Source organism: Aldersonia kunmingensis, assembly GCF_001646865.1.
Classification (GTDB): domain Bacteria; phylum Actinomycetota; class Actinomycetes; order Mycobacteriales; family Mycobacteriaceae; genus Aldersonia; species Aldersonia kunmingensis.
On sequence record NZ_LRRB01000130.1, the window covers coordinates 17,982 to 30,796 of the forward strand.

The window sequence follows — 12,815 nt, forward strand, 5'->3', positions numbered from 1 at the left end:
CTTAGCGTAGGTCGGTCGCAGTCATTAAATCGGGTGGTCAGAGGGATTTTATGGTGTTGGGCCACCCGGGAGCGGGCGCACGGTGGACGCGATGCGGCGGGCGAGTTTGGTGTCGAGCTTCGTGCCGGGCGGGTCGTCCAAGGCAACGACCAGGGTGTGAGCTGTGTTGTATGGGCCAATCCCGAAAACGAAGGCATACACCGTGAATCCGGTGCTGGGGCAGTCGCGCTCATCCGGCCCCGCGTTGCCATGCACTTGGGCGAGTACGCCGGAGACGCCAGCGGTACTCGTAAATGACTCCGCGCGGGGTGCAACCTCGGATACACCGTAGGCGAGCCGGGCCGCGCGAACGACACTGTCGCTCGCGAGGTCTGGGTCGTAGGGAAGAAATGATCCTCGCAGGAGCGAAATCGCTCGTTCGCCGCATGTGGTCAGTTCTTTCCACGCGCTGGTGACTGCCTTCATCTCGTCACCATTGCGCGCGAACCCGTGGCTTTCCGATCCGTGTTCGATGATCCAGTCGCCTGGTACGTCGTAAGCGACCTCGTCGAATGGATCCGTCACAACGTGGAAGCCCGGCACCGTCGGTGTCGCGGTCGTTGTCGGCGCCGCGGGGGAGCCCCCGGCGGGGTGCGGATGCGAGGACGAGTGGCTGGAGTGGTGCTTCCGCGACGAATGGCCGCCGAACTCCCAGTCGGTGAAGTGTTCGATCAGGGCGATCGCGAGCAGGCCAAGTCCGAAGACCGCGACCATCCGCACGAGGTTGCGGAAGAACTGGCGCCACCCGACCCACCAGCGCGGACCTCTGCGACGCTTCGGGGGCTCGTCGGCGGGGAACAGCGATCCCACCTCGCCGTACGCCTGGGGCTCCCGCGCCGATTCGTAAGTCGTTGTCGACGAATACTTTTCTGTCGATGAGCGGCGGTCAGCGTCGTTCGTCATGATCCCCCCGGATACGTGACACGGGCATGGCTGCCCGGACTGAGTTGATGACGACCGGTCGGCCGTCAGTTGGTGCGCGCGCTAGAGCGGTCGGACTGTCGTCGCGATCCGCCGGGCGAACTCGGTATCGATTGTCGTGCCCGTTCCGCCGTTCCCGCTGTGTACCAGCAGCTGCATCGGTGCCTTCGGAGCGAGCCGGAACGCGAAGGCCTGCACGGTGAATTCGGTAGCGAGACAACGCGGATCGTCGGAGTAGGTTCCTTCCGGCCCGTCGCCGTCGCCTGCCGACATGGGCGGCCATGGCCGTCCGTTAGATGGTGCGGCCCAACACAGTATCGGTTTCGGATAGGCCTCGGCCAGGCTCACTTTTCACCTGCCGCGGCGGCGCCGCAACCAGCGTCATCAACGTGGCTTCGGGGCGGCATGCGAAGCGCGCGGGCGCCCATGGCGACGTGCCGATTCCTGCCGAAACGTGCAGCTTGGTGTGCGCACCCCAATTCGAGGGGCCCTTGACCCGGGAGCGGTCCAGTCCGCAGTTGGTCACAAGTGCGCCGAAGAACGGCAGGCACAGCTGGCCGCCGTGCGTGTGGCCCGCCATCACCAGGTCGTAGCCGTCCTCGGCGAAGCGGTCGAGCACACGCGGCTCGGGCGAATGCGTCAGTCCGAGGCGAAGCTCCGCGTTGCGGTTGGGGGCACCGGCGATGGTGTCGTAGCGGTCGCGCTTGATGTGCGGATCGTCGACACCCGCAGCTGCGATCTTCACGCCCGCCACCTCGAACTCGCGGCGCACATGGGTGAGGTCGTGCCAGCCGCGCTCGATGAACGCGGCCCGGAGGTCGCGCCAGGGCAGCGGATCGCCGTGGACCCGCTTGTGGTCGCGGTTGAAGTACTTGAGCGGGTTCTTCGGAGTCGGCCCGAAGTAGTCGTTGCTGCCGAACACGAACAGGCCCGGACGGGATAGCAGGTGTCCGAGGGACTGCACCACCGCGGGCACCGCCCGGGGGTGGGACAGGTTGTCGCCGGTGTTGACCACCAGGTCGGGCTCGAGGTCGTCGAGCTCACGCAGCCAGTGCTGCTTCAACCGCTGCGCCGGCATCATGTGCAGGTCGGAGATGTGCAGCACGCGCAGCGACCGCGTTCCCGGTGCGAGCACCGGAAGCGTCGCTTCGCGCAGTGTGAACGCATTGCGCTCGATCAGGGTGGCGTATCCGATGCCGAGCGCTGCGGCGCCGGCGGCGCCCGCCACGGCCCGGGTAATCGTGTTCGAGTAGGCCGGCATCAAACCAGGATATGTGACGCCTCCTGCGCGCATGCATCCGTCGTCTCCCAGCGGGATACTTCCGTCGTTTCCGATGCGCCCGCATCCGCTGTTGCACCGCGTAGGTTGACGACCATGGCCGAACTCAAGAACCAACTGCGTTCCGACCTGACTGCCTCGATGAAAGCGAAGGACGCGCTGCGGGTCGCCACCCTGCGCATGCTGCTCGCGGCAATCCAGACAGAGGAGGTCGCCGGGAGCACCGCGAAGGAACTCACCGACGACGAGGTGTTGAAGGTCCTCGCGAAGGAATCGAAGAAGCGGGGCGAAGCGGCCGAGGTTTACACCGAGAACGGCCGCGGGGAACTGGCGGCCAAGGAGCATGCCGAGGCGCAGGTGATCGACGAATACCTCCCGACGCCGTTGACCGATGCCGAGCTCGCGGACCTCGTGGACACCGCAATCGCCCAAGTCGCCGAGGAAATCGGTGAGCGCCCGGGGATGCGGCAGATGGGGCAGGTCATGAAGCACGCCAGCGCGATGGCCGCCGGCAAGGCTGACGGCTCTCGCATCTCGGCCGCGGTCAAGCTGCGGCTCTAAGCCGCCCGGTCAGCGCGGCGCGGGAGCCGGTGGGGGAGCCGGCGGCCGGGGCACGCGCGGTGCGGGGCGCGGTCGCTGGCTGCCGTCGCTGACGTAGATGGTGATCGTCGAGCCCGGCACCGCGGTGCCGCCCGGGGTGTATCCGGTGACCGTGCCGCGTGCCTGACTGCCGCTTGTCGTCACGGGGTTCACCTGGAATCCGTTGCCGGTGAGCGTTGCCGTCGCGGAGCCCTGCGCCATGCCCGTCACGTCGGGCACCTGCGCGTTCTTCGCGCCACGGACGTAGACCGGGTCTGTAGGCGGCAATACCGGCGGCGGGAAGTTGCCGACGATCGGTTTGATCGCGGTGTACCACGTGCGGGCGGGCTCATTACCGCCGTACAGGTTGCCGCCGCCGCACGAGCGGAGCGGGAACGAGCAGATCTCGCCGGGTGTCGGGCTGTCGCCGTAGACGTATACCGCCGCGGCGAGCGAGTTCGTGTAGCCGAGGAAGCCGGAGGACCGGTGAGACTCGGTGGTGCCGGTCTTGCCAGCCGCCGGCAGGTTCCAGCCGGTTGCGGCGGCCGATCCGGCGGCGGTACCCGGGCTGACGTGGTCCTTGCTCAATGCGTTGGTGAGCGTGTCGGCGAGACCGGGTTCCACCACCTGCTCGCATGCCTGCTGGGTGAGGGATACCGGCTTGCCCTCGCGGTCGACGATCGAATCGATCGGGGTCGGCGGGCACCACATTCCATGCGACGCGAGCGTCGCCGCGACATTGGACAGCTCGAGCGGGTTCAGCGCGGCCGGGCCGAGAGTGAACGAGCCGAGGTTCTGGTCCTTGAACATGTCGGCAAGGCTCTGCGTGCCGTCGGGCGAGGTGCCGGGCAGCGTGTATGAGCGCATGCCGAGCTTCACCGCCATATCGACGGTCGGGGTGACGCCGACCGACTGGATCAGCTTCACGAACGCGGTGTTCGGCGAGGTTGCGAGGGCCTCGGTGACCGACATCGAGCCCTTGTAGCTACCGGCGTTCTTCACGCAGTACGAGTCGGATGGGCAGCCCGGTGTCGAGCTGTGGCCCATGCCCTTCGCGGCGAAGAACCCGGGAACATCCAGCGTCGCGTTGATGCCGAGGCCCTTTTCCATTGCCGCCGCGGTGGTGAAGATCTTGAAGACCGAACCCGCACCGTCGCCGACCATCGAGAACGGCTGTGGCTGCACGGTCTCGTTCTTGTCGCCGTCGAGGCCGTACTTGCGGCTACTCGCCATCGCGAGCACGCGATGCGAATCCTGGCCCGGCGCGACGACGTTCATGACCTCGGCGATGTCCTTGAGGTTCGGCTTGGCGATGCTGGACACCGCGGCCTTGGTCGAGTCCTGCACGACCGGGTCGAGCGTGGTGCGGATCAGGTATCCGCCCTTCTCGATCTGCTCGCGGCTGATGCCCGCGTTGGCGAGGTAATTCAGCGCGTAATCACAGAAGAAGCCACGGTCACCGGCGGCAATGCAGCCGCGCGGCAGGATGCGCGGTTCGGGGAGCACGCCGAGCGGGGCCTGCTTGGCGGCGCGGATCTCCGAGGCCCGCCCGGGCAGGTTCTGGATCATCGTGTCGAGGACGGTGTTCCGGCGGTCGAGCACGCCGACCGGGTTCGTGTACGGGTTGAGCTTCGAAGAGCTCTGCACCATGCCGGCGAGCATCGCGGACTGGGTGAGGTTCAGGTCGGCGGCGTCGATGCCGAAGTAGGTCTGTGCGGCGTCCTGGATGCCGTAGGAGGAATTGCCGAACGGGACCAGGTTGAGATAGCGGGTGAGGATCTCGTCCTTGGTCAGCTTCTTGTCCAGCGTGAGCGCCATCCGGATCTCGCGGATCTTGCGGGCCGGTGTCGTTTCGATCGCCGCGCGCCGCTCGGCGTCCGTCTTGGCGACCACGAGCAGCTGGTAGTTCTTCACATACTGCTGGTCGATCGTCGACGCGCCCTGTTGCACCTCACCGGTGGTGGTGTTGGTGAGGAACGCGCGCATCGTGCCTTGCCAGTCCACGCCCTGATGCTCTGCGAAGCGCCGGTCCTCGACCGAAACCATCGCGAGCTTCATGTCGTTGGAGATCTGGTCGCTCGGTACCTCGAAGCGGCGCTGCTCGTACAACCATGCGATCGGGTTGCCCGCGGTGTCGACCATTGTCGAGACTGCGGGGACGACGCCCTCGACGAGCTCGGCGGAAACATTGTCGACTGTGTCCGCGGCGCGATTGGAGAGATAACCCAGTCCACCCGCCACGGGGAAGAGAAGACCCGCGAGCAGAACGGCGGCGAGCAAGCAGCTGCCACCGAGTTTCGCGAGGGTGTTGGCGTTCGGCACGACACACAGAGTACGTGGCGGTTTCGCGAGGAGCGTAGAACACTCGATTCGAGGAGGGGTGCGCGTCACCGCTTTTTGCGAGTCCCAGCACGCGCGTACCAAAATTCATCATCGTATGGGTTGCGCCAACAACTCTTTGTTACCTAGATTGTTCCTTGGATGTGATACAGCTAACACCGAGACAAAGATGTGATGTAGCTCGACAAACGGTGGCGCTGGTGTTAAGGCGGCTTCCCCGCAGTCGAGTCGGTGTATGTGTGCCTCGGTGTTCAAACTGCAAAGGGGCTAGGCGGATGCGAATCAACACCCCGGTCGCTCATCTCGATGTTGGACACGAAGAGGCACGGATCGCATGGGTCTCGCAGGCCAGGTGCCGCGAAGTCGATCCCGACCAATTGTTCGTAAGAGGCGCAGCGCAGCGTAAAGCGGCCACAATCTGCCGGCATTGTCCGGTACTGATGCAGTGCGGGGCGGATGCACTCGATAACCGAGTGGAGTTCGGGGTGTGGGGCGGGATGACGGAAAGGCAGCGCCGCGCGCTGCTCAAGCAGCATCCCGAGGTCGAGTCCTGGGCAGATTTCTTCGAGGCACAGCGCAGGCACCAGCCCGCGATCTGAAACGCAAACTCCGGTTGACCCGATGACGTTCGGGCCAACCGAGCTTGCGCCCGTTACGCCGATCGAGTGAGTTCGTCACCGATCGCGCGCAGCGACTCGAGGTCGGAGACCTCGAACGGCAGTGACGGGACACCGATCTGGGGAACGTGCGGGTGCGCTCCGGTGAACCGGTGCAGCAGATGCTGTTCGCGCTTGTTCATCGCGGCACGCTCGGCGTGGATGCGCAGCGCAGCGGCGGCAAGTTCCGACTGCGGCGTCGACTCGGCCTCATCGAGACCGTCGGCAGCGGTCAGGGCGTGGTCGCCCGCGAGCGTGCACAGCATCGGGTGAGTTCTGTTGAGCACTAACCCAGCCAGCGGCATGCTCTCACTCGAGAGTCGGTCGACGAAGAAGCCTGCCTCGCGCAAGGCATCCGGTTCCGGCGCGGCGACGACCACAAACCGGGTGTCGGGGCGGGAGAGTAATTCGAATGTGCGCTGAGCACGTTCGCGGAAGCCACCGAACATCGAGTCCAGAGATTGTACGAATGTCGATGCGTCGGACAGCATCTGGCCGCCCACGATGGTGGACACGCCCTTGATCGCGAGACCCATCGCGCCGGTGACCAAGCGGCCGAAGCCACGGCCGGGGGCGGTGAACAGGCGAATCATCTTGCCGTCGAGGAAGGTTCCGAGGCGCTTCGGCGCATCGAGGAAGTCGAGCGCGTTCCGCGAAGGCGGTGTGTCGACGACGATGAGGTCCCAGCTGCTGTCGGCGGCGAGCTGACCGAGCTTCTCCATCGCCATGTATTCCTGCGTGCCACCGAACGACGACGCGATGGTTTGGTAGAAGGGGTTCGCGAAGATCTGCTCGGCCTTGTCCGCCGTCGTGGCTGCGAGCACCATCTCGTCGAAGGTGCGCTTCATGTTCAGCATCATCGCGTGCAGTTCGCCCTTGGCCTCGGGGCCGAGTTCCACTGGCTGCGGTGAGTTGTCGAGGTCCGCGACGCCGAGCGCCTGCGCGAGGCGGCGAGCCGGGTCGATCGTCAGCACGACGACCTTGCGGCCGTCTTCGGCCGCGCGCATCGCCAGCGCGGCCGCGGTGGTGGTCTTGCCGACGCCGCCGGAACCGCAGCAGACGAGCACACGCGCGCTCGAATCGGCGAGGATGCCCGCCATGTCCAGGTGCGGAGCGGTCTTGTGAGTGGTCATCGCACACCCTGTTCGGCGAGGCTCTCGGCCAGTTCGTAGAGACCGCCGAGGTCGACGCCCTCGGTCAGCGCGGGCAAATGCAGTCGGGCGACATCGGTCTTGGTCAACTCGATCGCGCTGATGTCCTGGGCCTCGAGCGTCGCCGCGTGCTCGGTGACCTCGGCGAGGAGCCCGGCAAAGTCGCTATCGGACAACGAGAGTCCGGCGGAGACGAGCCCGGCGCGGATCGCGTCCGCATCGATGCGGCCCTTCGCGGCGTCCTGCTGCACGTCCTTGGGGAGGTAGCCGGCGCCCGCGCGGTTCACGATGACAGTGCCGATATGCAGGTCCGCTGCCTGCAGTTCGGCGATGGCATCCGCGGTTTCCTGTACCGGGAGCGCTTCCAGCAGTGTCACCAGGTGCACGACGGTCTCGTTGGAATGCAGCAGCGCCGCGACGCCCTGGCTCTGTGCGGCGACGGGGCCGCCGCGGGCGAGTTCGGCCATCGCCTTGGTCACGTCGAGGAAGCTTGCGATCCGGCCGGTCGGCGGCGCATCGACCACGACTGCGTCGTACTCGAGCTCGCCCTTCTTGTTCCGCCGGATCACGGTTTCCTTGATCTTGCCGGTGAGCAGGACGTCCTTGAGGCCGGGCGCGAGGGTGGTCGCGAACTCGATCGCGCCCATTCGGCGCATCGCCTTACCGGCGAACCCGAGGTTGTAGAACATGTCGAGGTATTCGAGGAACGCGTGCTCGGTGTCGATGGCCAGCGCCATGACTTCGCCGCCGCCCTCGGCGGTCGCGATGCGCGTTTCGGTGGGTGGCAACGGCGGCCGGTCGAAGAGCTGGGCGATGCCCTGACGCCCCTCCACCTCGACCAACAGCACGCGACGACCGCCTGCGGCCAGCGCGAGAGCCAGCGCGGCGGCGACGGTCGACTTACCCGTGCCACCCTTGCCGGATACCCAGTGCAGCCGCGCGCTTCCGGCGCTCGATGGCCACTTGTCGGCGAGCGGACCGGTCTCTTCCGGGACGGTGCTATTGCCGTCCTCGACCGAGGTCGTGTGTTCCACGGCACCGAGCCTATAGTGCGTCGTTTCATCTGCGGCGAATCGGTCGTTCATCCTTCGGGTGTACCCGAAACCGTGCGCGCAGGAGCGGAGCCTGCGGAGCGACCGGACGCGGCTAGTCTCAGCGCATGAGCGAAGTGACCACATGGGAATACGCGACCGTGCCGCTGCTGACGCACGCGACCAAGCAGATCCTCGACCAGTGGGGTTCCGACGGCTGGGAACTGGTGACCGTGTTGCCCGGTCCGACCGGCGAGCAGCACGTGGCCTATCTGAAGCGTCCAAAGGGCTGAGCTGTGGGAACGCAGTGGCGAGAGCGGTTCGCCGAACTCGGGATCGAGGTGCCGCCGGTGGTCAAGCCGGTGGCGGCCTATGTGCCCGCGGTGCGGACCGGGAATCTGGTCTACACGTCAGGGCAGCTGCCCATGGTCGGCGGTGAGCTGCGCTACGCCGGCAAGGTGGGCGCCGACGTGACCGTCGAGGAGGCGAAGGCTGCCGCACAGATCTGCGCGCTCAACTGCCTCGCCGCGGTGCACGACCTGGTCGGGCTCGATGCGGTCGTGCGGATCGTCAAGGTCGTTGGCTTCGTGGCCTCCGCGCCGGGATTCACCGGCCAGCCCGTCGTCGTCAACGGTGCCTCGGAGTTCCTCGGCTCGGTGCTCGGCGATGCGGGTGTGCACTCGCGCTCGGCGGTGGGCGTGGCGGAACTGCCGCTGAACACCCCGGTCGAGGTGGAGCTGATTGCAGAGGTCAGCTGATCGAACCAAGCGACGGAACGCGATCTAGGCTGGCGTGATGGAGCTCTCGCATCCCGCGTACGGGCAGTTGCGGCGGGTCACCGACACCGCGTCGGTGCTCCTCGCCGACAACCCCGGCAAGATGACCCTCGACGGCACCAACACATGGATTCTTCGCGCCCCGGGTAGCGACGAGTGTGTCGTGATCGATCCGGGACCCAGGGACAAGAAACATCTCGCTGCGATCTCCGAGCTCGGTGGTCCGGTTGCGTTGACCTTGATCACCCATCGGCACTTCGACCACACCGGTGGGCTCAAGCGGCACGTGAAGAAGACCGGCAGCCCGGCTCGGGCGCTGAGTGAGAAGTTCGTGCACGGCGGGCTGGAACCGCTCGTCGACGGCGAGGTGATAGAGGCAGCGGGTCTCCGCATCCAGGTGCTGACCACCCCGGGCCATACCGGTGACTCGGTGAGTTTCGTACTCGACGATGCGGTACTGACCGGGGACACCATCCTGGGGCGCGGCACGACGGTTCTCGACTCCCGTGACGGTGGGCTGGCCGACTACCTCGCGTCGCTCGAACGTCTGGCGGAGGTCGGCGCGGGCAAGGCGATGCTCCCGGCGCACGGGCCCGACCACCCCGATACCGAGGCCGTTGCGAAGGCCTACATCGCGCATCGGCACGATCGGCTCGAACAGGTGCGGGCCGCGCTGGAGGTACTCGGCGCGGACGCGAAGCCGATGCAGGTGGTCAAGCACGTCTACCGCGACATCGACAAGAAGCTCTGGCCGGCCGCGCGAAGCTCGGTCAAGGCGCAGCTCTCCTATCTGCGCGACTGACGAACGACTGCGCTACCGAAACAAAAACGCCCCTCTCCTCGCTGGAGGAGAGGGGCGTTTTTCGACTTTGGGTCAGCGGGCGCGGCGAGCCAGCCGCTCGGAGTCCGAGATCAGGACGCTCTTGCCCTCGAGCCGCAGCCAGCCGCGGTGTGCGAAGTCTGCGAGCGCCTTGTTGACGGTTTCGCGTGACGCGCCGACGAGCTGCGCGATCTCCTCCTGCGTCAGGTCGTGCGTCACGCGAAGCGCGCCGCCTTCCTGGGTGCCGAACCGCTGTGCGAGCTGCAGCAGCGCCTTCGCGACACGGCCCGGAACGTCGGTGAAGATCAGGTCCGCGAGCGTGTTGTTGGTTCGGCGCAGGCGGCGGGCGAGAACGCGCAGCAACTGCTCGGAGATCTCCGGCCGCGCTTCGATCCACGCCTTGAGGGCGTCGCGGTCCATGCTGACCGCGCGCACCTCGGTGACCGTGGTTGCGGTCGACGTGCGGGGGCCTGGGTCGAAGATGGACAGCTCACCGAACATGTCCGAGGGACCCATGATGGTGAGCAGGTTCTCGCGGCCGTCCGCCGAGCGGCGGCCGAGCTTCACCTTGCCCGTGACGATGATGTAGAGCCGGTCGCCGGGCTCACCCTCGTTGAACACCACATGGCCACGCGGGAAGTCGACCGGCTGAAGCTCCTTGGACAGCGCCGCTACCGCGCTGGGCTCGACGCCTTGGAAGATGCCGGCTCTGGCGAGGGCCTCGTCCACGTGTGTGCTCCTTCTCAGGGTTCAGGTGCGGTGGCTGCGCATGTGCTCGAGAGCGCCGTTGGGCGCCCACAACCGACTAACCGACACTGCTGTTCGAGAGGAGTCTACTTCGCACTGACTGGTGAGTAGTGACAGATACCACGCATCGCGGTTCGCGTGGCGTTGCTCAGGGGCTAGCCGGCGCGTCGGCGAGGTGCCTCGCTGCCACTCCGCGGAGCGCTCCGGCGACGGTGAAACCGCGTAAGGGCATCCGGCAATCCAGTCTTTTCGAGGGCTGTGACCTCGGCATTGTTAGCTGATTCCAGAAACTCGTCGATGTCTTCTTCGCGCACACTGAGCCGGCGGAGCCGGACCTCAACCCGTTCCATGGCGAGCGCGAACAACATCAGTAGTACTGGGAACAGCACAACCGCGAGTCCTTGCATACGGGGTAGTAAACACGGGCAATGTCTCAGAAGGAACACGTGGCTCGGGCGCACTTTGGGGTGAACGTAGAGTTGTGCGGTGCGCGAAAGTCGATCGTCGGCCGGTGACAAGGCCTCGGCAGCAGAGCCGGTTGGGGAGTCTCGGCTTTCCCTCGTTCGCCGTGCTCGGAGGATGAATCGACGCCTCGCCGAAGCGTTCCCACACGTGTACTGCGAGCTCGACTTCACCACGCCGCTCGAGCTCGCCGTTGCGACGATTTTGTCGGCGCAGTGCACCGACAAACGTGTGAACGAAACCACACCTGCGCTGTTCGCGAAGTACCGTTCCGCAGCGGATTACGCCGGAGCCAATCGGACGGAACTCGAGGAATTCATCCGGCCTACCGGGTTCTACCGAAACAAGACGAACTCGCTCATCGGGCTCGGGCAGGCTCTTGTCGAGCGCTACGACGGCGAGGTGCCGAACCGGATGAAGGATCTGGTCACGCTGCCCGGCGTCGGGCGCAAGACGGCGAACGTCATCCTCGGCAATGCGTTCGATATCCCGGGCATCACCGTGGACACGCATTTCGGCCGATTGGTGCGCCGCTGGCGCTGGACCGCCGAAGAAGACCCGGTGAAGGTCGAGCATGCGATCGGCGAACTGATCGAGCGCAAGGAATGGACCCTGCTGTCGCACCGGGTAATTTTCCACGGTCGCCGGGTGTGCCATGCCCGCAAACCTGCTTGCGGCGTGTGCGCGCTGGCAAAGGACTGCCCCTCGTTCGGTCTCGGGCCAACCGACCCCCAGGTTGCCGCCAAACTTCTCAAGGGCCCCGAGGTGGACCACCTCCTCGAACTGGTCGGTGGGTGATTCGATCGATGTCGAATACAGGCCGCTGGACCCTTGCCGCCCTGGTCGCGGTCGTTGCGCTCATGGTGGCGCTGTGGCCACGGGATGGGGGAGACGAATCGGCCGACCAAACCACCGGGATGAGCACCGGTCGGATGGGGTCCACCGAGGCGGTTGGTCCCGCCCCCGATGCGGCAGCGCGTGCGCGCGCAGCGCTCGAACCCTGCCCGCCGGCCCAGGCGCCCGCCCCAGCCTCGTCCGAACTGTCCGGGATAACCCTCGGCTGCCTCGCGGACGGCCTCCCGGTCGATCTAGCGCTGTCGCTTGCCGGCAAGCCCGCGCTGCTCAACCTGTGGGCCTACTGGTGTGCACCGTGCGCGGAGGAACTGCCGTACCTGCAGGACTACGCAGCACAGGTCGGTGATGCGGTTACGGTGCTGACCGTGCACAGCGATCCGGACGAGGCGAAGGCGTTGGCCCGGCTGGCCGATCTCGGCATCCACTTGCCCGGGGTTGAGGACGCCGCGGCGCAGGTGCGAGTCAAAGCCAATGCGCCGAACGTGCTGCCGCTCAGCGTGCTCGTTCGGGCCGATGGCAGCATCGCGGAGGTGGTTGCCAGACCGTTCCGCAGCGTCGACGAGATCGCCGACACCGTCGAGCAGGCCCTTGGGGTTGCTGCATGAGCCGGCCCGATCACACCGACGGTGCGCCGGTGTCGATGGACGGCTGGCCGCTCGATGTTGTTGCGAGCGAATCCATGCCGCCCTGGTTGCGCCGCGTCGCGAGCGTGCAACCCGCCGACGAGATGGGCATCAACCCGGTACTCACTCGACAGCCGACGTCCGGCGCGAAAGCCCGTGAGGCGGCCGTGCTGGTGCTCTTCGGCGGCGGCAAGGATGCCGACTCCGCGAATCGTGGTGGCCTGCCCGAGGACGCCGACCTGCTGCTCACCCAGCGGGCATCTACGCTGCGGCAGCACAGCGGACAGGTGGCCTTTCCGGGCGGCGGTGCCGACCCGACCGACGCCGGCCCGATCGCGACCGCGCTGCGCGAGGCACAGGAGGAGACGGGGCTCGAGCCGATCGGCGTTACGCCGCTTGCGGTCTGGCCCGGCATCTACATTCCGGTGTCCGGATTCTCGGTTCGCTGTGTGCTCGGGTACTGGCACGAGCCGAGCCCGGTCCGGGTCGTAGACCCGGGGCAGGCCGAGCGCGTGATGCGGCTGCCGGTCCGCGAA

At 66.5% G+C, this 12,815-nt stretch carries 16 protein-coding genes; 8 read left to right on the forward strand and 8 right to left on the reverse strand.

Annotated features, from left to right (window positions below; genetic code table 11):
* Positions 1-48: 48 nt before the first annotated feature.
* From A8G08_RS10260 to A8G08_RS10270, 3 genes are all read right to left on the reverse strand, one after another.
* On the reverse strand, positions 49-942 hold the full coding sequence (locus A8G08_RS10260) for a DUF8017 domain-containing protein (protein WP_068273403.1): 894 nt from the start codon (positions 940-942) through the stop codon (positions 49-51).
* An 81-nt stretch (positions 943-1,023) separates the two neighbouring features.
* Complete coding sequence (locus A8G08_RS10265; RefSeq protein ID WP_068273405.1) at positions 1,024-1,233, reverse strand: hypothetical protein; 210 nt, start codon at positions 1,231-1,233, stop codon at positions 1,024-1,026.
* Between the two features lie 19 nt (positions 1,234-1,252).
* Positions 1,253-2,221 carry a metallophosphoesterase gene (locus A8G08_RS10270; protein WP_068273429.1) on the reverse strand — a complete coding sequence of 323 codons (969 nt, stop codon included), beginning with the start codon at positions 2,219-2,221 and terminating at the stop codon, positions 1,253-1,255.
* A gap of 114 nt (positions 2,222-2,335) precedes the next feature.
* Here A8G08_RS10270 and A8G08_RS10275 point away from each other — a divergent pair, with 114 nt between their 5' ends.
* On the forward strand, positions 2,336-2,800 hold the full coding sequence (locus A8G08_RS10275) for a GatB/YqeY domain-containing protein (RefSeq protein ID WP_068273407.1): 465 nt from the start codon (positions 2,336-2,338) through the stop codon (positions 2,798-2,800).
* A 9-nt stretch (positions 2,801-2,809) separates the two neighbouring features.
* On the opposite strand, the gene A8G08_RS10280 is transcribed toward A8G08_RS10275, so the two are convergent.
* Positions 2,810-5,140 (reverse strand): penicillin-binding protein, encoded by a 2,331-nt coding sequence (locus A8G08_RS10280; RefSeq protein WP_068273409.1) that lies wholly within the window; start codon positions 5,138-5,140, stop codon positions 2,810-2,812.
* A 293-nt stretch (positions 5,141-5,433) separates the two neighbouring features.
* On the opposite strand from A8G08_RS10280, the gene A8G08_RS10285 reads away from it, so the two are divergent.
* Entirely contained in the window at positions 5,434-5,757 is a 324-nt protein-coding gene (locus A8G08_RS10285; protein ID WP_068273411.1) for a WhiB family transcriptional regulator, read from the forward strand.
* Positions 5,758-5,810: 53 nt separating this feature from the next.
* Here A8G08_RS10285 and bagB read toward each other — a convergent pair whose 3' ends face one another.
* Positions 5,811-6,947, reverse strand: a complete 1,137-nt coding sequence (gene bagB / locus A8G08_RS10290; protein ID WP_068273413.1) for an ATPase BagB — start codon at positions 6,945-6,947, stop codon at positions 5,811-5,813.
* Positions 6,944-7,999: an ATPase BagA gene (gene bagA / locus A8G08_RS10295; RefSeq protein ID WP_483757008.1), complete on the reverse strand. Its 1,056-nt coding sequence runs from the start codon at positions 7,997-7,999 to the stop codon at positions 6,944-6,946. The genes bagB and bagA overlap by 4 nt, the downstream gene beginning before the upstream one ends.
* Positions 8,000-8,124: 125 nt before the next feature.
* Between bagA and sp36 the strand changes: the two genes are divergently transcribed.
* The 3 genes from sp36 to A8G08_RS10305 are packed head-to-tail and all read left to right on the forward strand — an operon-like array spanning position 8,125 to position 9,574.
* Positions 8,125-8,289, forward strand: coding sequence for a Sp36 family protein (sp36, locus tag A8G08_RS27095; protein WP_157108503.1), 165 nt, complete (start codon positions 8,125-8,127; stop codon positions 8,287-8,289).
* Positions 8,290-8,292: 3 nt separating this feature from the next.
* Positions 8,293-8,754 (forward strand): RidA family protein, encoded by a 462-nt coding sequence (locus tag A8G08_RS10300; protein ID WP_068273414.1) that lies wholly within the window; start codon positions 8,293-8,295, stop codon positions 8,752-8,754.
* Positions 8,755-8,791: 37 nt separating this feature from the next.
* A complete protein-coding gene (locus A8G08_RS10305) occupies positions 8,792-9,574 on the forward strand; it encodes an MBL fold metallo-hydrolase (protein WP_068273416.1) in 783 nt (260 codons plus the stop codon).
* A 72-nt stretch (positions 9,575-9,646) separates the two neighbouring features.
* On the opposite strand, the gene A8G08_RS10310 is transcribed toward A8G08_RS10305, so the two are convergent.
* Together A8G08_RS10310 and A8G08_RS27990 are read right to left on the reverse strand one after the other, a co-directional pair.
* Positions 9,647-10,321: a Crp/Fnr family transcriptional regulator gene (locus A8G08_RS10310; RefSeq protein ID WP_068273417.1), complete on the reverse strand. Its 675-nt coding sequence runs from the start codon at positions 10,319-10,321 to the stop codon at positions 9,647-9,649.
* A 173-nt stretch (positions 10,322-10,494) separates the two neighbouring features.
* On the reverse strand, positions 10,495-10,746 hold the full coding sequence (locus A8G08_RS27990) for a hypothetical protein (protein ID WP_068273419.1): 252 nt from the start codon (positions 10,744-10,746) through the stop codon (positions 10,495-10,497).
* A 172-nt stretch (positions 10,747-10,918) separates the two neighbouring features.
* Here A8G08_RS27990 and nth point away from each other — a divergent pair, with 172 nt between their 5' ends.
* The 3 genes from nth to A8G08_RS10330 all read left to right on the forward strand — a co-directional run.
* Complete coding sequence (gene nth / locus A8G08_RS10320) at positions 10,919-11,599, forward strand: endonuclease III (protein WP_068273421.1); 681 nt, start codon at positions 10,919-10,921, stop codon at positions 11,597-11,599.
* A gap of 8 nt (positions 11,600-11,607) precedes the next feature.
* Positions 11,608-12,261, forward strand: a complete 654-nt coding sequence (locus A8G08_RS10325; RefSeq protein ID WP_068273432.1) for a TlpA family protein disulfide reductase — start codon at positions 11,608-11,610, stop codon at positions 12,259-12,261.
* 35 nt (positions 12,262-12,296) lie between these two features.
* The coding region (locus A8G08_RS10330; RefSeq protein WP_157108504.1) for an NUDIX hydrolase at positions 12,297-12,815 on the forward strand (519 nt) is incomplete at its 3' end.